The 19,701-nt window shown below is 62.4% G+C and carries 19 protein-coding genes; 6 read left to right on the top strand and 13 right to left on the bottom strand.

What is annotated here, in order from left to right; genetic code table 11:
• Positions 1 to 4 precede the first annotated feature (4 nt).
• Positions 5 to 295: an HlyU family transcriptional regulator gene (locus NKH91_RS24895; RefSeq protein WP_023719334.1), complete on the bottom strand. Its 291-nt coding sequence runs from the start codon at positions 293 to 295 to the stop codon at positions 5 to 7.
• A gap of 113 nt (positions 296 to 408) precedes the next feature.
• The gene (locus NKH91_RS24900; protein ID WP_023719335.1) at positions 409 to 1,092 is read right to left on the bottom strand and encodes a PadR family transcriptional regulator; all 684 of its coding nucleotides are present in this window, start codon (positions 1,090 to 1,092) and stop codon (positions 409 to 411) included.
• A 272-nt stretch (positions 1,093 to 1,364) separates the two neighbouring features.
• Between NKH91_RS24900 and NKH91_RS24905 the strand changes: the two genes are divergently transcribed.
• Positions 1,365 to 1,622 carry a DUF2798 domain-containing protein gene (locus NKH91_RS24905; protein WP_023719336.1) on the top strand — a complete coding sequence of 86 codons (258 nt, stop codon included), beginning with the start codon at positions 1,365 to 1,367 and terminating at the stop codon, positions 1,620 to 1,622.
• A gap of 62 nt (positions 1,623 to 1,684) precedes the next feature.
• On the opposite strand, the gene NKH91_RS24910 is transcribed toward NKH91_RS24905, so the two are convergent.
• From NKH91_RS24910 to NKH91_RS24930, 5 genes are all read right to left on the bottom strand, one after another.
• Positions 1,685 to 2,065 carry a thiol-disulfide oxidoreductase DCC family protein gene (locus NKH91_RS24910; protein ID WP_352494943.1) on the bottom strand — a complete coding sequence of 127 codons (381 nt, stop codon included), beginning with the start codon at positions 2,063 to 2,065 and terminating at the stop codon, positions 1,685 to 1,687.
• A gap of 236 nt (positions 2,066 to 2,301) precedes the next feature.
• Positions 2,302 to 2,595, bottom strand: coding sequence for a GYD domain-containing protein (locus tag NKH91_RS24915; protein ID WP_023719338.1), 294 nt, complete (start codon positions 2,593 to 2,595; stop codon positions 2,302 to 2,304).
• Between the two features lie 205 nt (positions 2,596 to 2,800).
• On the bottom strand, positions 2,801 to 4,822 hold the full coding sequence (gene rpoD, locus NKH91_RS24920; protein WP_023719339.1) for an RNA polymerase sigma factor RpoD: 2,022 nt from the start codon (positions 4,820 to 4,822) through the stop codon (positions 2,801 to 2,803).
• A 373-nt stretch (positions 4,823 to 5,195) separates the two neighbouring features.
• On the bottom strand, positions 5,196 to 7,172 hold the full coding sequence (dnaG, locus tag NKH91_RS24925; RefSeq protein ID WP_352848106.1) for a DNA primase: 1,977 nt from the start codon (positions 7,170 to 7,172) through the stop codon (positions 5,196 to 5,198).
• Positions 7,173 to 7,330: 158 nt separating this feature from the next.
• Positions 7,331 to 7,720: an RcnB family protein gene (locus NKH91_RS24930; RefSeq protein ID WP_023719341.1), complete on the bottom strand. Its 390-nt coding sequence runs from the start codon at positions 7,718 to 7,720 to the stop codon at positions 7,331 to 7,333.
• A 378-nt stretch (positions 7,721 to 8,098) separates the two neighbouring features.
• Between NKH91_RS24930 and NKH91_RS24935 the strand changes: the two genes are divergently transcribed.
• The 3 genes from NKH91_RS24935 (at position 8,099) to NKH91_RS24945 (ending at position 11,406) form a co-directional block, all read left to right on the top strand.
• Complete coding sequence (locus NKH91_RS24935; RefSeq protein WP_023719342.1) at positions 8,099 to 9,763, top strand: Na/Pi cotransporter family protein; 1,665 nt, start codon at positions 8,099 to 8,101, stop codon at positions 9,761 to 9,763.
• 123 nt (positions 9,764 to 9,886) lie between these two features.
• Positions 9,887 to 10,096, top strand: a complete 210-nt coding sequence (locus NKH91_RS24940) for a DUF2061 domain-containing protein (RefSeq protein ID WP_023678301.1) — start codon at positions 9,887 to 9,889, stop codon at positions 10,094 to 10,096.
• A 128-nt stretch (positions 10,097 to 10,224) separates the two neighbouring features.
• Entirely contained in the window at positions 10,225 to 11,406 is a 1,182-nt protein-coding gene (locus NKH91_RS24945; protein WP_352848103.1) for an MFS transporter, read from the top strand.
• A gap of 2 nt (positions 11,407 to 11,408) precedes the next feature.
• On the opposite strand, the gene NKH91_RS24950 is transcribed toward NKH91_RS24945, so the two are convergent.
• From NKH91_RS24950 to NKH91_RS24960, 3 genes are all read right to left on the bottom strand, one after another.
• Positions 11,409 to 11,966 carry a GNAT family N-acetyltransferase gene (locus tag NKH91_RS24950; RefSeq protein ID WP_352848101.1) on the bottom strand — a complete coding sequence of 186 codons (558 nt, stop codon included), beginning with the start codon at positions 11,964 to 11,966 and terminating at the stop codon, positions 11,409 to 11,411.
• A 206-nt stretch (positions 11,967 to 12,172) separates the two neighbouring features.
• Complete coding sequence (locus NKH91_RS24955) at positions 12,173 to 13,255, bottom strand: arginase family protein (RefSeq protein WP_352848098.1); 1,083 nt, start codon at positions 13,253 to 13,255, stop codon at positions 12,173 to 12,175.
• 97 nt (positions 13,256 to 13,352) lie between these two features.
• Positions 13,353 to 13,802 carry a GatB/YqeY domain-containing protein gene (locus NKH91_RS24960; RefSeq protein ID WP_023719346.1) on the bottom strand — a complete coding sequence of 150 codons (450 nt, stop codon included), beginning with the start codon at positions 13,800 to 13,802 and terminating at the stop codon, positions 13,353 to 13,355.
• A 307-nt stretch (positions 13,803 to 14,109) separates the two neighbouring features.
• Here NKH91_RS24960 and carA point away from each other — a divergent pair, with 307 nt between their 5' ends.
• Both carA and NKH91_RS24970 read left to right on the top strand, forming a co-directional pair.
• On the top strand, positions 14,110 to 15,324 hold the full coding sequence (carA, locus tag NKH91_RS24965; RefSeq protein ID WP_352848096.1) for a glutamine-hydrolyzing carbamoyl-phosphate synthase small subunit: 1,215 nt from the start codon (positions 14,110 to 14,112) through the stop codon (positions 15,322 to 15,324).
• Positions 15,325 to 15,670: 346 nt separating this feature from the next.
• The gene (locus tag NKH91_RS24970; protein ID WP_352951012.1) at positions 15,671 to 16,102 is read left to right on the top strand and encodes a helix-turn-helix domain-containing protein; all 432 of its coding nucleotides are present in this window, start codon (positions 15,671 to 15,673) and stop codon (positions 16,100 to 16,102) included.
• Here the strand turns inward: NKH91_RS24970 and NKH91_RS24975 are convergent.
• The 3 genes from NKH91_RS24975 to ypfJ all read right to left on the bottom strand — a co-directional run bounded on the left by NKH91_RS24975 (position 16,030) and on the right by ypfJ (position 19,628).
• Entirely contained in the window at positions 16,030 to 16,977 is a 948-nt protein-coding gene (locus NKH91_RS24975; protein ID WP_352951013.1) for an alpha/beta fold hydrolase, read from the bottom strand. The two genes, NKH91_RS24970 and NKH91_RS24975, sit on opposite strands and share 73 nt — an antisense overlap.
• Before the next feature lie 313 nt (positions 16,978 to 17,290).
• Positions 17,291 to 18,556 (bottom strand): TCR/Tet family MFS transporter, encoded by a 1,266-nt coding sequence (locus NKH91_RS24980; RefSeq protein ID WP_023719350.1) that lies wholly within the window; start codon positions 18,554 to 18,556, stop codon positions 17,291 to 17,293.
• Positions 18,557 to 18,707: 151 nt separating this feature from the next.
• Positions 18,708 to 19,628 carry a KPN_02809 family neutral zinc metallopeptidase gene (gene ypfJ / locus NKH91_RS24985; RefSeq protein ID WP_352846776.1) on the bottom strand — a complete coding sequence of 307 codons (921 nt, stop codon included), beginning with the start codon at positions 19,626 to 19,628 and terminating at the stop codon, positions 18,708 to 18,710.
• Positions 19,629 to 19,701: the final 73 nt, after the last annotated feature.

Below are 19,701 nucleotides of genomic sequence, written 5' to 3' on the forward strand. Positions count from 1 at the left end.
CGATCTACCCGAAGATCTTCTCGCCTTGCTCATCGACCAGCTGGATGCCCTTCTTGATCGAGATGTCGACAGCGTCATCAAGCCCGGCAAAGCGATCGGCGCGGATGAATTTGTGCTCCTTCATCACGCCGTCGATCTCCTTCGAAACCACGCCGCAGGTCTGGTACTGGCCCTCCGCCTTGTAGGGCGTGGCGCTGATCAAAAATCCCTTGTGCTCGATTTGCTTTACCGGCGCCGCTGTCTTTGGCTCAGCGGCTTCGTTGCCGCCGCCGAAAAGACGCTTCAGAAAAGACATGGGGTATCCTCCAACGGCAATCATCCTGCACCACATAGCGTGGTGCAGGATGATTTTCAGTACCGGTCCTTGGCCGAGCGGGCAAGGGCCGCAGCTGGCTTGGCACTCAGGGGTCAGTCGCGCGACAGCGCTTCCAGGGCCTCTGCGGCAGCTTCCAATATGCTGATTGCCTCGGCCTGCTTTGCTTCAGGCGCATCTACGATTTCGCCGAGCGCGGCGCGCAGCCGGTGGCGCACGGCGCGGAATTCGTCGCGCTTTTCCGAGCGGCCGCGGCCGCGCCGGCCACCGTCGCCGTCATCGTTCCAGCCGAACCACTCGCGCGCCTTCGCCATCTTGCGGCCGAAGCGCTCGAGATGGTCGAGCACGTGGTCGATCATCTCGCGATTTTCGTTGAGATGCGCCTGCCCTGCCTCGGTGATCGAAAACACCTTCTTGTTGCCTTCCGCCGCAGAAACGGCATAGCCGGCCTCTTCCAGGAAGGTCAGCGTCGGATAGACGACGCCGGGGCTCGGGCTGTAGACGCCGCTGGTGCGCTCCTCCAGCGCCTTGATGATGTCGTAGCCGTGCCGCGGCGCCTCGGCCAGCAGCGACAGCGTGATCAGCTTGAGATCGCCGTCAGCCAGCATACGCCCGGCGCGGAACATGTCGCCTGGTCCGCCGCGTCCGCCGCCGCCTCTCATGCCATGCCCGAACGGGCCGAACCCGCCGCGTCCGCCGAACTTGCCGGCCATATGCATGAAAACGCGCTCGGCGTGTTCGCCAAAACGATGATGCCCGAAATGATTGTCTTTGTGCATTGTCTGCTCGTTGAGTTATGTCTTACGATATATCTCAATTAGGTGCTCGCCACGATCGAGTCAAGATATATCTTACGATGTATCTGAAAATGCGCCAGCAGGATTGATTTCGCCGGCAAGGGCAGCTAGGAAGCGCGTGAGGGTCGAAGACCCCTCCGTAAGCGTCTGACGTGAAGCAACGCATCCACCCCGGTCGTTTCCGGGCAGTTACGCCGGAAGACCGGCGAATGGATGCCAATGCGACGGACCGGATGCTTCAGGGAAAAATCCAAATGACCATGAAAACCCCGCGCAGGAAGCTGCCTGCGCGCTATGCCGCCGTCCTCGGCCCGCTGGTGCTGTCGTTGCTGATGACGTTCATCGTGTCGTTCATCTCGACACTGAAAAGCCTTGGCTTCCAGCCCGATCTGCCGGCCACCTGGCTGACGGCTTGGGGCCTGTCCTGGATGGTGGCCTTTCCGACGCTGCTGCTGTTGCTGCCGGCGGTGCGCCGCATCGTTGGCTGGCTTTGCGAGCCCGTGGCTCGATAGCAGGCTGCGCCAAGGGCCCGAAGCAACTTACGGGTCTTTCAGTGCGAAGTGAACGGACACTATCACCAACGGCCTTTGCGGCGGTTCCAGGCATAGAGCAGATCGGCGAAGCGATCATAGGCATAGCGCGTCAACGGCAGCGTGGCGGGATTGCCGAACAGCGTCGCCAACCAGCCCTCGCCCGGCGTTATCAGCCAAGCCGCAACGGCAACATCGGCGCCGACCAGCAATTTGCCACCGGCGTCGGTCGCATGCAGCCGGCGCCGGATATCCTCCAGCCCGATGCCGTAGCGGGCCAGCGCCGTCGGTTCGGCATTGATGTCGCGAAATTCGATCCGCCCCGCCTTGACCGCCTCGATCAGCCGCCGCTTCTGCCGGCTGATGCCGGCATCGCAGACCGGACAGCGCGTATTGTACCAGACGGTCAGCAGAGGCTTGGCCATGGTTCGCAACACCAGCGGAGGACGCGCGACGACTATCCAGCAAATGCCGTTGCGCCGCAACGTGACGCGACACCGCGGAATGTCCCGGCTTCGGCTAATGCACGTCGCCCCAAAAACATGTCCTCGGGCCTGGCCCGAGGGTGCGCGGCGGTTTGCCATACCGACCTGTTTAAAAAGAAGAGCGTAAAGCGCGTCGCAAGAGGCCGTTCAAGCGCGACGCGCTTCAGGCACGGCACTCAGCCGAGCGAGGTAATGATCTCGCGATAGGCATCCTCCGGGAAAGCCTTGAGTGTCCGCGTCCTGACGTTTCCGCCCGCCGCCAGCATCAGCGAGAAACGAGCTAGTACGGCATCGTCGGGGGCTTCGACCACCGCCACCATGTCGCAATCCCCCATGGTGAGATAAAATGCCTTGAAGGACCCGCCCATGTCTCCCAACAGCTTCTTGGCGGCATCGAGCCGCTTCGGCGACTCGCGCACGTTTTTGGCGCCTTGCTCCGTCCAGTTGATCAGCACGATGTAAGTTGTCATGGCACACCTCCCTCCGGGGCCACGGAGCACGGCGTCACAGCCGGGGCGGGCATCCGGGTTTGTCGCCCAGAAAATGCATCCGTCGCGGAATTATCCTCTCGTAGGGCACGACCCGCAAGAGCGGCGCGTCCAATCGTGATCGCCTGTGCCCAAACGGAAAAGGACGCCACCGGCGCCCTTTAAACTGCTTATCCGTCACCCAGACTCAGCTGTCGAGGAAGCTTCTGAGCTTGCGCGACCGGCTCGGGTGCTTGAGCTTGCGCAGCGCCTTGGCTTCGATCTGGCGGATGCGCTCGCGGGTGACCGAGAACTGCTGGCCGACCTCCTCAAGCGTGTGGTCGGTGTTCATGCCGATGCCGAAGCGCATTCTGAGCACGCGCTCTTCGCGCGGCGTCAGCGAGGCCAGCACGCGCGTCGTCGTCTCGCGCAAATTGGCCTGGATCGCCGCGTCGATCGGCAGGATCGCCATCTTGTCCTCGATGAAATCGCCGAGATGCGAATCCTCCTCGTCGCCGACCGGCGTTTCGAGCGAGATCGGCTCCTTGGCGATCTTCAGCACCTTGCGCACTTTTTCCAGCGGCATTGCGAGCTTTTCCGCCAGTTCTTCCGGCGTCGGCTCACGGCCGATCTCATGCAGCATCTGACGCGAGGTGCGTACGATCTTGTTGATCGTTTCGATCATGTGCACCGGAATGCGGATGGTGCGCGCCTGGTCGGCGATCGAACGGGTGATCGCCTGCCGGATCCACCATGTCGCGTAGGTCGAGAACTTGTAGCCGCGGCGGTATTCGAATTTGTCGACCGCCTTCATCAGGCCGATATTGCCTTCCTGGATCAGGTCGAGGAATTGCAGGCCGCGATTGGTATATTTCTTGGCGATGGAGATGACGAGGCGCAGATTGGCCTCGACCATTTCCTTCTTGGCGATCGCGGCTTCGCGCTCGCCCTTCTGCACCTGGTTGACGATCTTGCGGAATTCCTGGATCGAAATCGCCGTCTCGGTGGCGAGGTTCTGGATTTCGGCGCGCAGATCGCGGATGGCGTCCTTCTCGTTCTTGGTGAACTCCTTCCAGCCGCGCGAGGTCAGATTGCCGATCGAACGCGTCCAGTTCGGATCGAGCTCCGAGCCCTGATATTCCTTGAGGAACTCCTCGCGGCGCACGCCATAGCTTTCGGCCAGCCGCAACAGCTTGCCCTCGTTCTGCACCAGGCGCTTGTTGATGTCGTAGAGCTGCTCGACTAGCGCCTCGATGCGCGCCGTGTTCAAGGACAACGACTTCACCGCCTTGATCAGCTGGTCCTTCAGCTCCTTGAGCCGACGGTCCTGGCTTGGCGACAGCGTGCCGGCGGCGGCCAGCCGGTTCTCGACCTGCTGGTCCTGCAGCTTGCGCAGCTTCTTATAGGTGTCGGCAATGACGTCGAGCGTCTCCATCACCTGCGGGCGCAGTTCCGCTTCCATCGCCGCCAGCGACAGGCTCGCCTCGTCATCGTCCTCCTCGTCGTCGTCCACCAGGCCACGGGTGTCGCCGCCGACATTGGTGATGTCGTCCTCGTCCTCGCGCGAACGGCGCGGCTTTTCCTCGGTCTTGGCTTCCTCGATACGCTCGACCACCGGCGCCTGCTTGGCCTCCGGCCCGGCATAGGTCGCCTCGAGGTCGATGATCTCGCGCAGCAGGATCTTCGATTCGTTGAGCTCGTCGCGCCAGATGATGATGGCCTGGAAGGTCAGCGGACTTTCGCAGAGGCCCGCGATCATCGTCTCGCGGCCGGCCTCGATGCGCTTGGCGATCGCGATTTCGCCCTCGCGCGACAGAAGCTCCACCGAGCCCATCTCGCGCAGATACATGCGAACCGGATCGTCGGTGCGGTCGGTCGGCTCTTTTTTGGTCGTGGTGGCGGCGACGGCGGTGCCGGTCTGCTCGGCCAGCTCGTTGGCATCCTCCTCGGCGTCAGCGGCGGTATCGGCGGCTTCGGGCTCCTCGCCCTGCTCGTCGTCCTCGACCACGTTGATGCCCATGTCGGAAAGCATGGCCATCGTGTCCTCGATCTGCTCGGAGGTCACTTCCTCCGAGGGCAGCACCGAATTCAGCTCGTCCATGGTGACATAGCCGCGCTTCTTGGCGGCCTTGATCATCTTCTTGACAGCATCGTCGGAAAGGTCGAGCAGAGGGCCATCGGTCGCGGCCTCGCGTTCGGTCTCGACTTCTTCCTTTTCTTTTGTCGCCATAGTCTTTATTTTCTCCAAGCGGCTGAGTATCAAAGCCGCGTAAGCTGCCGGTCCGGTCAAATTGGATGCGCTCTTTCCAGAACGCGCTTTACCGGGCCAGTAACTGCATCTCTCGTTAAGTCCAGATTAACCCTGATATCTGTGGCAAGCTGACTGCCTGTCCAGTGATCAGTACCTTACATCGCTGCATTCCCGTCGATGCCGGGGCGGGTTAACGTTTCGAATCGACCTGATTCCGCCATTCTGCCGGAAGGTCAAGCGCCTCTCGCATGATTCGCATGAAAAAAGCGAATCAATTACCCGACTTAGAGCGCCGCACGCTTGATTCGACGCGCAAGCACGTCCTTACATTCAGTCTTCTGGAGGCTTCGATCTAAACGCGCCCAGCCCTGCCCGACGATACGCCAAACCCTTCGATCAGCGCTTCCGTTGCCTGCACATCACGAAATTGCGCCTGGATTTCGACCAGGTGCCGGTAGTTTTCGTCCGTGGGGTCGCTGGCGAGCGCTGCTTCCGCCTGCTTCAGCTCCTTATGTAAGGTGCGCGCGCTGCGCTGCAAGTGGAGGGCCTGGCTGAACGCATCGCGGGCATCGTCGAGTGCCGCCGTTTCCAGCGCCGGCCATTGCCGCGCACGTTTGATCAGCGCCACCGCACGCTGCCAGATCTCGCCGCAGCCGGCCCGCTCGATCGTCGCGATCACCGCGTCGCGGTCATTGGCCATATCATGCGCCATGGCGTCGAGGATCGCCGCATGCAGCCGCTTCAGATCGGAGTTGGCGAGATCGAGGAACTCGACATGGGCGAAATTCTCGTCGATCAGCACGGGATGGTTGACGAGGGCGGCAATGATCGTCGCCTCGCGTACCGACATGCCCTCGCCGCCGCGCTTGACCAACGCCGAGCGACCGAGGCTTTCGGTGATCGCGGTGCGCCCACCGGCATTGCCGCCGCGCGCAAACTGTCCGCCGGGTGCTGAACCCTTGCCCTGGAAACGTTCGCCGGGCCGTCCGTCCTGACGCCCCTGGCGTCCGCGCTGGGCACCGAAGAAGCTCTGCACCCGCTCGCGCATTTCCTGTTGGTAGTGATAGCGAAGGCTCTCGTCGCGGATACGGCTGGTCAGTTCGCGCAGCGTCTTTTCGAGCTCGGCTCGCCGTTCCGGCGTGTCGAAGATGCCGCCGGCCGTCTCGCGCATCCACAAGAGGTCGGCCAGCGGCCGCGCCTCGGAAAGCACGGCGCGGAACGCATCCGGTCCGTCACCCTTGACCAGATCGTCGGGATCCTTGCCCTCCGGCAGCAGGGCGAAGCGAACCGAGCGGCCCGCCTGGACCGCCGGCAGCGCCATGTCGGCGGCGCGCCACGCTGCCTTCAACCCGGCCTGGTCGCCGTCGAAGCACAGCACCGGCTCGCCGGCCATGCGCCATAGAAGTTCGAGCTGGTTTTCAGTCAATGCGGTGCCGAGCGGCGCCACCACGTTTTCGAAGCCGGCCTGCGCCAGCGCGATCACATCCATGTAGCCTTCGACGGCAATGACCGTGCCGCCCTTGGCCAGCGCCCCCTTTCCCAGCGCCCCCTTTCCCAGCACTTGCCGCGCACGAGCGAAATTGTAGAGCACGTTGCCCTTGTGGAAGAGCTCCGTATCGGGCGAGTTCATATATTTGGCCAGCGCATCCGGCGCTAGCGCCCGCCCGCCGAAGGCGATGATCTTGCCCCTGGAATCCGGGATCGGGAACATAATGCGGTCGCGGAACCAATCGTAGGAAACCGGGACGTCGTCGCCATGGCGCACCAGCCCGCACGCCTCGATGTCGGCCTTGGGGACGCCCTTGGCGGCAAGATGCTCCTTCAGCGCGTTGCGGCTGTCGGGCGCATAGCCGAGGCGGAAGGACTGCTGCGTCGCCGGTGTCAGTCCCCGGTCGCGCAGATAGGCGCGGGCCTTTGCGCCTTCCGGTCCCTGCAGCCGTCCCTGGAAGAACACCGTCGCCATCTCCATGACATCGGTCAGGCTGGCGCGTTCCTTTTCGCGCCGTTCCTCATCGGCGTCGCGAACCGGCATCGGCACGCCGGCCATGTCGGCGATCTTCTCGACGGCCTCGGGAAAGCTCATCCCGTCGAGTTCGGTCAAGAACTTGAAATGGTCGCCCGAAACCGAGCAGCCGAAACAGTGATAGCGGCCCTTCTTGTCCTCGCAATGGAAGGACGGGCTCTTCTCGCCATGGAACGGACAGCACGCCCAATAATCACCGCGCGGCGCGTTTGTCTTTTTCCTGTCCCACGCGACGCGCTGGCCGATCACCGAAGAAATCGGCACGCGGTCGCGGATCTCGTCGAGGAAAGCAGGCGGAAAGCGCATGAGGGACAGCTCGTTTGGCCTCCATATAATCACACGGGCCAAGCCCGACGACTCCTAATGCGGAACCATACCCGGTTTTCACAGGCCAAAAAGAGAAGGCGGCCTGCGGGCCGCCTTCTCGATCTAATCCGGCGCAGCGCCGGTCAGCCGTTCCGCACCTACTGCGCGGCGATAGCGCCGAAGATCAGGCCCGAGAGGTTGCTGACCAGCAGATAGTCGTTGCCGACCCGGATCCACTCCTGGCCGGGACCGGGACGGCGCAAGCCGTAGTGGCGATAGTCGCGGATCGGCTGGTGACGCTTCCAGCTGGAATATCTCTGGCCGTTGCGCCAATGGCTGCGCTTCACCACGATCTTTTTCGTCACTACGACGCGCTTGTTCACCTCGACATGCTTGTTCACGTCGACATGCCTGCCGGGCTTTTGCCAGTCGACCTGGCTATAACTCGATTGCGGTGCGTTTGGTGGGTTCAATGGTGCAGCCTGGCCCTGCAAGGCCGTTGCAGCCAGCATCGAGAAGGCAATGGCGGAAAGAACGATGCGTTTCATAGCGGGTACTCCTTGGTTGTCGATGCCTCTGGAATAGAGCCGGAAGGATGAACCGAAACTGAACGCAGAGATTACGTTTTCGTAATGATTTCCTACATTTAGCACGCCTAATTCAGCACTACCTTTAAAGCGGCTGTCCGAGCACGGACGCATGACCCTCCGCAACTCCGCGGGCAATGCAACCATTTTGCCGGCCATCCATTTCCGACACGCCCCGTCGCGGGGCAACACTCGTCCGAACCGGGCAAAATTTATTATTCGGCTAAAATAAATCGGAGTAATATCAACCTCTGCAATGTCCACGATTCGCGCCCACTTTTGCCCTCGTGACGTCACGGCGCCCGCGTCGCTGGCACCTGTCGCGTTGCGGGGTCGGGCATGAGCGGCTCGGTCGTTTTGCTGCACCTTGCCGGTGCAGTCGCACTGATGCTGTTTGCCACCCGTTTGGTGAAGACCGGCGTCGAGCGCGCCTATGGCGATGTGCTGCGCCACAAACTGCGCGCCACCATGCGCAATCCCTTCATGGCGGTTCTGGCCGGCTGCGGCCTGGCGGTCGCGCTGCAAAGCTCGACCGCCGTTACCTTGCTGGTCGGCTCATTCGCCGGCTCCGGCATTGTCAGCGGCATGTCGGGCCAGCTTGCGGTGCGCGGTGCCGAGATCGGCTCGGCGCTGGTGGTCAAGCTGCTTACCTTCGATCTGTCGCTGCTGGTACCGGTCTGCCTGGTCGCCGGCACCGTCATGTTCATGGCCACCGAGCGGCGCGACTGGCGCCAGTTCGGCCGCATCCTGGTCGGCATCGGCCTGCTGCTTCTGTCGCTGGAGATGATCGGCCAGGCGTCGGAGCCGCTGCGCCAGAGCACGCTGATGCCGCTCATCGTCGATTACTTCTCCGGCGATCCGGTCACCGCCTACCTTCTGGCGGCGTTGGTCACCTGGCTGTTCCATTCCTCGATCGCCGCGGTGCTGCTTATGGTGACGCTCGCCGGCCGCGGTTTCATCCCGCCCGAACTCGGCATCGTGCTGGTGCTCGGTGTCAATCTCGGCTCTTCGATCATCGCGCCGCTTCTAACCCGCAACGCAGAACCCGGCGTTCGCATCGTGCCGATCGGCAATCTCCTGATGCGCGGCATGGGCTCTCTGATCATGCTGATCCTGTTCCTGACGTTCAAGCCGCCAGTCGCCTTCTTGGGCAGCACCGTGCCCGAGCAGATCGTCAATGCCCACATCGTCTTCAACATCCTGATCCTGATCGCCGGCCTGCCGCTGGCGCGCCTGGTCTATCGTGCCTCGGAAAAGATCGTGGCGCTGGGCACCAGGCCCCAGCCCGCCAACGCGCTCGACGTCATCGAGCTTTCGGCGCTCAACGAAAGTGCGCTCGACGTGCCGAGCCAAGCACTCGCCAATGCCACCCGCGAGGTAGTGCGGGTCTGCGAGACGGTCGAGATCATGCTGAAACGGATCATCGAACTCTATGAGAGCGCCGACGCCGACAAGATCAGTGCGCTGGCCGCGCTCGACGACCGTGTCGACAGGAAGCACGCGGCGATCAAGCTCTATCTCGCCAAGGTCACCAAGAACCCGCTGAGCGAGGACGAGGCCCTGCGTTGCCAGGAGTTGATCGGCGCCTGCGTCAAGCTGGAGCAGGTCGGCGACATCATCGTGCGCAACATGCTGGTCCATGTGAAGAAGAAATTCGAGCGCGGACTGGAGTTCACGCCGGAAGGCTGGCGCGAGCTTTGCGCCTTCCACGCCTTGGTGCTTGCCAATGCCAGGCTAGCCTTCAACGTCCTGGTGTCCCGCGATCCGGAGACCGCTCGCCAGTTGGTGCTGGAAAAGGACCGGCTGCGCGACCGCGAGAAGGAAACCAGCCAGAGCCATTTCGTGCGGCTGCGCGACGGCACCGCCAAGAGCGTCGAGACCAGCTCCATCCATCTCGACACCATTCGCGACCTCAAGCAGATCAACTCGCTGCTCGCCTCGATGGCCTATCCCGTGCTTGAGGAACGCGGCCTGCTAACCGGTTCGCGGCTGAAGGCCGGATAGATTGCGTCCACAGGCCGGTAGCTTCAGAAGCTCGCCTATGCTGTGAGCCAATGCGCAAAATTACCTTTGCGCCACCTCCTGTCTGTCGGCTAAAGATCGCCAGATCTACCGGAAGGAAAGTCGATGGACACCCATTCTCGCAGCTTCGCCAAGGCGCTTTCCTGGCGTGTCACCGGTACCATCGACACGATGATCATTTCGCTCGTCGTGACGGGAAGCATCAAGCTCGCCGCGGCCATCGGCCTGACCGAGGTCGTCACCAAGTCGCTGCTCTACTACCTTCATGAGCGGGCGTGGCTGAAAATTCCTTACGGAAGGAAGGCGGCCGCGTAGCTCTTGCCGCCGCGGCCGGCACCTGACCGGTGACAAAGAAAATCTAAAGCGGCGTCGCCAATTTCTGAATTGCCCAGTGCCCTTATCCGTGGTTTGAGGTCACCTTATCCGAGGATCGCCTTCCCGCCATGCTTCCCCTCATTGCCCTGTTCATTGCCGCCTTCGCCTTCGGCACCACCGAATTCGTCATCGCCGGCGTGCTGCCGCAGGTGGCGGATGGCCTTGGCGTCGCGATCCCGACCGCCGGCTATCTCGTTTCCGGCTATGCCGGCGGCATTGCAGTCGGCGGCCCGCTGCTGGCGCTCGCCACCAAAAGGTTCTCCCGCAAGGCCCTGCTGCTTGGACTGACTGCAGCCTTTACCATCGGCCAGGCGGCCTGCGCGCTGGCGCCCGACTTCGCCTCGATGCTGCTGTTGCGGATTGCGGTGGCCGTGGCACACGGCGCCTATTTCGGCGTTGCCATGGTGGTGGCCGTCGGCCTCGTGCGCGAAGACCAGCGCGGCATGGCGGTGGCGCTGATCCTGTCCGGCCTCACCGTATCGAATGTCATCGGCGTTCCGGCCGGCACGGCAATCGGCAACATCTGGGGATGGCGTGCGACATTCTGGGTGATGTGCGCTCTCGGCGTGGTGGCCTTCGCCGCCATCGGCGCCCTGCTGCCGCGCAAGACAGGATCGTCGAGCCCGTCCGTCAGCCTTGGCAGCGAGGTACGCGTGCTCGCACGCCAGCAGGTCTGGACCTCGCTCATCATGATGCTGATGCTGATGATCGGCCAGTTCGGCCTGTTCACCTACATCACGCCGACGCTGCTTGAGCTCACCGGCCTCGACGAGAAATGGATACCTTGGGTGCTCCTGCTCAACGGTGTCGGCGCGACGATCGGCGTCTTCCTCGGCGGGCGCCTCGCCGACTGGAAGCTGATGCCGTCGCTCATCGTCATGCTTTTCCTGCAGGCGGTAGTGCTCGCCTTGATCTACGCCGTCAGTTCTTACCCACTGCCGATGGTGATGGCGATCTTCGTCTGGGGCGGCCTCAACTTCGCCATCGGCACGCCGATCCAGACCCGCATCCTGACCTGGACCGCGGACGCCTCCAATCTCGCCTCGTCGCTCATTCCGTCGGGCTTCAATGTCGGCATCGCGCTCGCCGCATCGCTCGGCGCGGCGATGCTCAATGCCGGCTATGGCTATCGCAGCCTGCCGGTGGTTGGCGCGATCGCCATGCTGGTCGCGGTCGCGGTTGCGCTTGCCTCGCATGTCTGGGAATGGCGGAGCCGGGCTGCGCCGCCGCTGCCGGCTGCCGCCGAATAGGGCTACAGATCGATCCGGTAACGTAGGCTTTCCGCGCCGCCATAGGAAGCATCCTCGAAGAAACGCCCGACGAGCCCGCCGCCATTGGCCAGAACGACCTTCTGCGAGGGCACATTGTGAGGCTTGCAGGTGATTTCGACGAAGGGCAGGCCAACCGCCCTCGCCTCCTCCAGCATCAGCCGCAGCGCCTCCGTCGCATAGCCGCATCCCCGTTTCCACGGCACCACCGCATAGCCGATGTGGCCGAGCACGTGCGATGGCAGCGCCGCGGTTCCGGGCTGCCAGCGCAAGCCGATCGAGCCTGAGACTTCCCCGTCCCAGATCCAGCGCCGAAATCCAGGCAGCCGCGGCACCGTCGAACCGTCCGGCAAGGCGATCGGCGGTCCCTTACCTTCAGGATCGTCGAGATCGGCAAGGAAAGTCGCTGGATCCTTTTCGATAGCCGCAAGCTGCTCGCGCGTCGCGTCGAGCAGCCGCACATTGTCCGGCGACCAGCCGCGCTCGAGGGCCGCCTTGTAGGACGGCAGGTGTTCAAACGCCGGTTTGACGAGTTCGATCATGAGCGCGACCTTTTGGCTGTCCGCCCTCAACGGCGGGCGTGCGGCTGTAGCGACGACAAAACTGCCCCGCCATCGACCGCAATTCCCAAGTTTTCCGCATTGCGCCCATGTCACGCAATGATTGCGACCGGGCGCATAGGGCTGGCCCCGCTTGGATGAAGCAAGCCGGCCAATTGCCGGCGAACGACCGTGAGATGGATCTCGAACTATCCAAGGGCGTCTGCAAGCACCTCATTCAAGCGTGCGAACGCTGCGGACTCGTCTGGCGCATGGGCCGGATTAACTTCTGTGATGGTCAGGCCGCGCCATTGCGGCAGAGCTGTCAGCTGCTTTAGGACAAAGGCGACTTGCTCCAGTTTGAGACCGTCGCAACGGCGCACATTCTCCGCAATCGGAAAATCGATAAAGGAGAGCACATCGACATCGAAGTGGATAAGCACGCAGTCAAAGCGCGCCGCCCATTCGGCCGCGCGCGCCGACGCCGCCTCGATGTCACTCAAAGCTTCCTCACGCGATATGATCTTGATCGCGTGATTTCCGATCACGGCCGCTTCGGGCGGGGTGATGTTCTCGACGCCGAAATAGAGGAGTTGCTGAGGCACGAGCATCGGGCGGGTCGGGCCGAGCCTCGCGAGCGAAGGCTCGCATCCATGGATATCGAGCAGATGGGCGACGCCGGTCCAGTCCAAGGCGCCGTCGCTCGTGTCAGGTGTGTTGAGATCGGCGTCGAAGTCAATGTAAACGAGTCCGATCCGCGCGCCGGCCGCATTCGCCCCGGCGACCGTCCCCAGTTCCACAGTACAATCGCCACCTAAAACAAGCACGTCTTCCTGCGCTGCGATCGCCGTCGCTATGTGGCTTGCGACCAACTCACAGGCGTCGCGCACGGCTTCCAGGTTCATAGCCTGCGACCGCGAAGGGTCCGGTCGCCATCGGAACGATGCAACATCGCCATGATCCCTGATGGATCTGCCTCGGTTCGTGATCGCTTCCGCGAGCCCATGTCGCCGAAAGGCCGCGGGCGCCTGTTCCTGACCCGGCGAATAGGCGCCGGCACTCGTGGCCGCACCGATAATGTTCAACAAACGCGCCGCCAAATCGAAGCTCCATTTTCGCATGATCGTCTCGCAAACGTGTCCGCAGGGAGGAAGGTTCCTCCTCGACTTGAGACGTTGCCGCCCGGCATTGGCACGAGGCCTAACAAGCAAACGGCTCGCCGCATCGATGCCGTCGTGAGACGCCAGGCGTCGAACATACAGGTTCATTCGCGCGGCCGTGGCGATGAACATGTCGGTGCGAACTGCCGTCCGCTCCGCCCGCTCCTGGCCTGGCTCCTCGCGATGGTCTCTTCGAGTCTCACGAGCACCGCTAAGGCGGGAAAAATCCCTACTGAAGCAGGCTCTTGACGATGCCGCTCGCCTTGGAGAAATCCATCTGGCCAGCATATTTCTCCTTGAGCGCCGCCATCACCTTGCCCATCTCCTTGACGCCGCTGGCACCTGTCTCGGCGATAGCGGAACGGACGGCGCTTTCCGTCTCGGCCTGGCCCAGTTGCGTCGGCAGGAAGTCGCGGATGATCGCCATCTCGTCGCGCTCCTGCGCGGCAAGTTCCGGCCGCTTGCCGTCATCGAACGCCTTGGCCGATTCCTCGCGCTGCTTCACCATCTTGGCCAGGATCTGCAGGATCTCGTCGTCGCTGGCCGGCTCCTTGCCGGCGCCGCGATTGGCGATGTCGCGATCATGAATGGCCGCCTGGATCAGCCGCAATGTCGGCAGCCGGCGCTTGTCCTGTGCCTTCATCGCGCTCTTCAGGGATTCGGCGATTTTGCCTCGCATGGTGCTTTCTCCTTCGAATGCGGCGGACAATAGCCGTGCCGAAAGCCCAAGGCAAATTCAAGTCTGTCCGGCAAATCCCTGATATTGTTCGACGAAATAAATCCAGGCACGTACGGCGCGGCATCATTGACCGCCTTGGCGCCTTCCCCTATGTACTGCGCCTTGCATGAATTGAATTCTAGTGCACGTCGCCCAAAAGTGCGTAGCGGTTTTGGGGCAACGACATGCAGCGCGCCGAGGCTGTGAGATTGCCGCTTCGCGCTTTTTGTTGCGCCGATTGAGGGGCGCAGCCTTTAGGAGTGCCGCCATGGCAACGATGACCGCCGCATCGACCCCCCCTTGGGCCACCGAGAAGCCGACCGCCCTGCTGGTGCTGGCCGACGGCACCGTCATCGACGGCCGTGGTCTGGGCGCTTCCGGCTCCGCCGTCGCCGAGGTCTGCTTCAACACTGCGCTGACCGGCTATCAGGAGATCCTCACCGACCCGTCCTATGCCGGCCAGATCGTCACCTTCACCTTCCCGCATATCGGCAATATCGGCACCAATGACGAAGACATCGAGGATCTCAATCCGCTGGCCCGCGCCGGCGCCGTCGGCGCCGTGTTCAAGGCCGATGTCACCAACCCGTCGAATTACCGCGCCGGAACCGGTCTCGACCAGTGGCTGAAGAAGCGCGGCATCGTTGCACTTTCGGGCATCGACACGCGCGCGCTGACCGCGCTGATCCGCGAAAAGGGCATGCCCAATGCCGTTATCGCGCACGCCCCAGACGGTATCTTCGACATCGAAGACCTCAAGCGCCGCGCCGCCGCATGGTCGGGGCTTATCGGGCTTGATCTGGCCAAGGAGGTCACCTCCGGCCAATCCTCGGTCTGGCGCGAGACACCCTGGGCCTGGAACGAGGGCTTTGGCGAACAGGCCGACCCGTCGATGCACGTCGTTGCCATCGATTATGGCGTCAAGCGCAACATATTGCGCCTGCTTGCCGGCCTCGGCGCCAGGGTCACCGTGGTGCCGGCCAAGACCGGCGCCGAGGAGATCCTGGCGATGCGGCCCGATGGCATCTTTCTATCCAACGGCCCCGGCGATCCGGAAGCCACCGGCGACTACGCCGTTCCGGTCATCCAGGATCTGTTGAAGACCGATATCCCGCTGTTCGGCATCTGCCTCGGCCACCAGATGCTGGCGCTGGCGCTGGGCGGCAAGACCGCAAAAATGCATCAGGGCCACCACGGCGCTAATCATCCGGTCAAGGACCACACCACCGGCAAGGTCGAGATCGTCTCGATGAACCACGGCTTTGCCGTCGACGCCGACTCATTGCCGAGCGGCGTCGAGGAGACCCATGTCTCGCTATTCGACGGTTCGAATTGCGGCATCGCGCTCACCGGCAAGCCGGTCTTCTCGGTCCAGCATCATCCGGAAGCCTCGCCCGGCCCGCAGGATTCGCACTATCTGTTCCGCCGCTTCGTCAACCTGATCCGCGAAAAGCGTGGCGAACCGGCACTGGCCGAGCGCTGACCAAGCCGATGCATCAGCTATAACATATCGGCGGCGCGTGATCTGGACAACTTGCCTCCGGACGTCCGCGAGCAGGTCTCGGAAGGTCTGATTTCTTACGCAGTCGGCGGTCGCGGAGATACCAAGCGTCTCGTCGGCAGGGAAGGTTACAGACTTCGGATCGGTCGCTACCGAGTCATATTTGACGAAGACCGCGCCACGATCCTTGCGGTCTATGTCGGCACACGCGAAACGACAACCTACCGTCGGCCATAGTAGGACAGAACACCATGAACGCCCCGCAAATTATCAAGACCCCAACCGGCGAGGAACTGGTCGTTATCCCAAGGCGGACTACGAGATCCTTTTGCGTGCCGCCGAAGAAGCTCTGGAAGACGCTGCCGATGCGGCGATCTACGACGAGCGTAAGGCCGATCTCCGAGCGGAAAGGGCACTGCCCGCGGACGTGACCATGGACATCTTGCGGGGCTCCAGCCGGCTCAAGGCGCTGCGCAACTGGCGGCGGCTGACGCAAGCCGATTTGGCGGCCATGATCGGCGTCAGCCAGGGTTTTCTGTCGGACCTGGGGTCCAATCACCGCAAACTATCGGCGCAGAGAGGTGCAATGCTGGTCAAGGCGCTCGACATTCCAAGCGAATGGATTGAGCACCAGGTGATGCTACACTGGTTTGCGGTTTCTTCTCCCTTGGTTTTAGCTGATCCCGGTCATGGCGCGCCGGCGCCGCCCCGCTTCTCGATCAGTTCGGCAACCGCATCAGGATTGTCGGCCAGCACATAGTGGCTCGCATCGGGGATCTCGGCGCGCTCGACATGGCTCATGCCCTTGGCGCGGTAGCCGGCGAGGAAGGTCGGCAGCAGCGCAACAAAGGGGGACTTCTGGCCGAAGGCGATGACGAGCGGAACGGTGCTCGGCGCCGTCTGGGCGGCGTTCCATTCGGCATCGCTGGGGAAGGCGCGGTAGATCTCGAACGCGGCATGCAGTTGAGGCGCTCGATAGATGCGAAAATAGTATTTGCGTTCCTGCCTGGTGAATTTGCCGAAGTCGAGGAACCAGCCAAGCACGGCGGCCTGCCGACCGGGAACCACCTTTTCGGCGAGGCCGCCGGGCGCCTGGATGAAACCGATATGCCACGTGCCTGATATCGCCTTGTCCCAGCCGTCGATGCCGGGCATCGGAACATCGAGGATCATCGCACCGCGCAGCGTGTCGGGAAAGCGCCTGAGATAGGCATAGGTGACGATGCCGCCAAGGTCGTGACCCACCACATAGGGTTTTTCCAGATGCAGAGCGTCGGCAAGCCCATGGATCTGCGCCGCAAGATTGGCGGCTTCATAGCCGCCCCTGGCAGGCTCCGAGCGGCCTATGCCGGGCAGGTCGACGGCAACGACGGTGAAGCGTTGCGCCAGTCTCGGCATGACGGCCTGGTATTCGTTCCAATCTTCCGGAAATCCATGCACCAGGATAAGGGCTGATCCGTGCCCGCCACGCAGGTAGTGCATGCTGCTGCCGTTCACCGCGGCTTTGGCCGAGGTGAACCCGGGCGGCACCTGACCTGCCCGTCCAGCAGGCGCCGCATGAGCCGCCACTACAACGAGCACCGCGCAGACAGCCACAGCCATGAGCGCCGCGCGATGAAGTATCCGGTTCAACATGTTGCTCTCCTCTCGTCTTCGATCCAGGCCCCGCGTTTGTTGCTTCTGACGTAAACTAGGGCGGGAGTTCGAATGGTCAGAGTTACAAAATGCGGCGCGAATGCCTCGAGGCCGGACTGCGCGATTACCGGAGTTGCGTTGTTGCCCTCATTCCTATCGCCTTTTTTCAATGAAGCCATTAAAACCGGTCAACCGGTCTGTTTAAGTCGCGCAAAGAGAAGAAGGCTCCCGAAGAACCAGTGTGACGGGCATTTCGTTGGCCGGATCTGTCTCCACAGCCCGTCCTTGGTCAGGGCGATGCGGCCGTCATGGCTCATATCTGTGCTCCGTCTTCAGCAACGCCGGACGTGACGTTTCTGAGCGCCGCCGGCTTGGCTACTTTCGTGACGAAGACGATGAGCGCCAGCGTCAGGAAAATCGCGCCGAGCAGGTAGGGTGCGCCGCCGAAGGTCACGGGCGCGTTCGGCCCCGTGAACCAGGAAAAGATCGCCGTATAAAGCAGCGGCGTGATGATCGAGGTGATCGAGAAGATCGACGTCATCGCGCCCTGGAGTTCGCCTTGTGCCGAAGGCGGCACCTTGGCGGCGGCAAGGCTCCTGAGCGGCGGATCGGCCAACGCCTCGAGGCAGCCGACGACGATCACTGCATAGATCATCCAGCCTTGCGACGCGAATGCGTAGCCGAAGGCGCTGAGTGCCGTAAATGCCAGACCGATTACCGCCGTCTTCCACTCACCGAGCTTGGGGATCACGCGCGGCAGGACCGTCGCCATGACGATAGCCCCGCACAGGCCGAAGGCACCGAGCGAGAAGCCGATCTGTTGTTCGCTCCAGCCATAGCGATAACTGGAGACGAACGACCAGACCGCAGGATACATCATGTGCCCCAGCGTCATCAGAAAGAAGACAAGCCCGATCCAGCCGATGCCTTCGTAGTTGCGCATCTGGACGAGCGTGCCGACCGGGTTCGCGCGTTTCCACTCGAAGCGGCGACGATGCTTGCTATCAAGCGTTTCCGGCAACAGAAACAGCGCGATCAAAAAGTTTACGAAGGCAAGCCCGGCAGCGAAATAGAACGGCACGCGCGGCCCGAACGTGCCGAGCAACCCGCCCAGGACCGGCCCGATGACGAAGCCGACGCCGAAAGCAATGCCGAGCAGCCCGAAATTCTTCGCACGATTTTCGTCGGTCGAGATATCGGCAATGAATGCTGATGTCGTGGAATAGCTGGCGCCGGAAATGCCGGCCAGCACACGCCCGATGAACAGCATGGGATAGGACCAGGCGATGGCACAGATCAGATTGTCGATGGAAAACGTCAGCACGGAGGCGAGCAGAATCGGCCGTCGTCCGAACCGGTCGCTCAACCCGCCCATCACTGGTGCGAAAATGAACTGCATCGCCGCATAGGCGAAGAACAGCCAGCCGCCCTCGATAGCCGCCTCACTGATGCCGACGCCGGTCAATTCTCTGAGATAGGCCGGCAGCACCGGCATGATGATGCCGAAGCCGATGATGTCGAGCAGCAGGGTGGTGAAAACAAGCGCAAGGCCCCGCCTGGCGGTTTTGGGGTCTATCATGATGGTATCTCCTCGGGCCGCCCGAGCGAACGGGAACACACCTTATAGGCGAGCACATCGCTGGGAACAATGAGGGAACGGGCAGGGTGTTTTCATCCTGACATCCCCTGACTGCGATCCAGTCTCTCGGATTACGAGAAAACCGTCGGGCTCAGATCGGGTTGTTGAACGTGTCGCAGTCCGAAAGCTTGCCGTTCTGGAAGCCTCGAGCCAGCCAGGTCTGCCGCTGCTGCGACGTGCCGTGGTTGAAGCTTTCCGGCACGACGTAGCCCTGCATCTTCTTCTGAAGCGTATCGTCGCCGATCTGCTTTGCGGCGTTCAATGCCTCCGCCATGTCGCCCTGTTCCAAAATGCCCTTCTGGCCGGTGAAATGTGCCCAGATGCCGGCAAAGCAGTCAGCCTGCAGCTCGACCTGCACCGACATGTGGTTGGCGTCGGCCTCGCTCATATTCTGCCGCATCTGGTTGAATTTGGGCAGGATGCCGACGAGGTTCTGCACGTGATGGCCAACCTCATGCGCGATAACATAGGCCTGTGCGAAATCGCCCGAGGCACCGAACTGCTGATCGAGTTGCTGGAAGAAGGTGGTGTCGAGATAGACCTTGCGATCGTTGGGACAGTAGAATGGTCCGGCCGCTGACGAGGCAGAACCGCAGGCGGAGCGAATCTGGCCGCTGAACAGGACCAGTTTTGGATCTTGATAGGTCAGGCCCTCGGACTGGAAAATACCAGTCCAGGTATCCTCGGTCTCGGCCAGCACGGTCGACACGAACTGCTTCATCTCGTCGGAGGCCGGCGCACCGGTACCGCCGCCTTGCTCGCCGCTATTGTCGGTGATCTGGCCGCCGCCGCCGGGCTGCAAGCCGCTGTTATCGAGGATCTGACTCGGGTCGAAGCCGAAATACCACCCTGCCAGGAAAATCAATCCTACGATGATAATGCCCGACATGCCGCCGCCGCCGGCGCGACCTCCGATCGGGATGCGAAACTGCCCCGGCCCGCCGCCAAGCCCGCCGCTCTGGCCGCGCTCGTCCTCGACATTGTCACTCTGACGACGGCCCTTCCAGAGCATGGCAACCCCGTGATGCATGTTTGCAATCAACCCGCCGATGTCCTGGCCGGTTCCAACCCAGCAAACAATTATC

Origin of the sequence: Mesorhizobium sp. M0894, assembly GCF_040319725.1 — a bacterium.
Classification (GTDB): domain Bacteria; phylum Pseudomonadota; class Alphaproteobacteria; order Rhizobiales; family Rhizobiaceae; genus Mesorhizobium.

Bases quoted from the DNA above. Each gene is read 5' to 3' on its own strand.
- NKH91_RS24930 (WP_023719341.1), bottom strand. From the start codon at position 7,720: ATGAAACGCATCGTTCTTTCCGCCATTGCCTTCTCGATGCTGGCTGCA.
- NKH91_RS24940 (WP_023678301.1), top strand. From the start codon at position 9,887: ATGGACACCCATTCTCGCAGCTTCGCCAAGGCGCTTTCCTGGCGTGTC.
- NKH91_RS24910 (WP_352494943.1), bottom strand. From the start codon at position 2,065: ATGGCCAAGCCTCTGCTGACCGTCTGGTACAATACGCGCTGTCCGGTC.
- dnaG (WP_352848106.1), bottom strand. From the start codon at position 7,172: ATGCGCTTTCCGCCTGCTTTCCTCGACGAGATCCGCGACCGCGTGCCG.
- NKH91_RS24945 (WP_352848103.1), top strand. From the start codon at position 10,225: ATGCTTCCCCTCATTGCCCTGTTCATTGCCGCCTTCGCCTTCGGCACC.
- NKH91_RS24935 (WP_023719342.1), top strand. From the start codon at position 8,099: ATGAGCGGCTCGGTCGTTTTGCTGCACCTTGCCGGTGCAGTCGCACTG.
- rpoD (WP_023719339.1), bottom strand. From the start codon at position 4,822: ATGGCGACAAAAGAAAAGGAAGAAGTCGAGACCGAACGCGAGGCCGCG.
- NKH91_RS24955 (WP_352848098.1), bottom strand. From the start codon at position 13,255: ATGTTCATCGCCACGGCCGCGCGAATGAACCTGTATGTTCGACGCCTG.
- NKH91_RS24905 (WP_023719336.1), top strand. From the start codon at position 1,365: ATGACCATGAAAACCCCGCGCAGGAAGCTGCCTGCGCGCTATGCCGCC.
- ypfJ (WP_352846776.1), bottom strand. From the start codon at position 19,628: ATGCTCTGGAAGGGCCGTCGTCAGAGTGACAATGTCGAGGACGAGCGC.
- NKH91_RS24900 (WP_023719335.1), bottom strand. From the start codon at position 1,092: ATGCACAAAGACAATCATTTCGGGCATCATCGTTTTGGCGAACACGCC.
- NKH91_RS24895 (WP_023719334.1), bottom strand. From the start codon at position 295: ATGTCTTTTCTGAAGCGTCTTTTCGGCGGCGGCAACGAAGCCGCTGAG.
- carA (WP_352848096.1), top strand. From the start codon at position 14,110: ATGGCAACGATGACCGCCGCATCGACCCCCCCTTGGGCCACCGAGAAG.
- NKH91_RS24960 (WP_023719346.1), bottom strand. From the start codon at position 13,802: ATGCGAGGCAAAATCGCCGAATCCCTGAAGAGCGCGATGAAGGCACAG.
- NKH91_RS24950 (WP_352848101.1), bottom strand. From the start codon at position 11,966: ATGATCGAACTCGTCAAACCGGCGTTTGAACACCTGCCGTCCTACAAG.
- NKH91_RS24975 (WP_352951013.1), bottom strand. From the start codon at position 16,977: ATGTTGAACCGGATACTTCATCGCGCGGCGCTCATGGCTGTGGCTGTC.
- NKH91_RS24980 (WP_023719350.1), bottom strand. From the start codon at position 18,556: ATGATAGACCCCAAAACCGCCAGGCGGGGCCTTGCGCTTGTTTTCACC.
- NKH91_RS24915 (WP_023719338.1), bottom strand. From the start codon at position 2,595: ATGACAACTTACATCGTGCTGATCAACTGGACGGAGCAAGGCGCCAAA.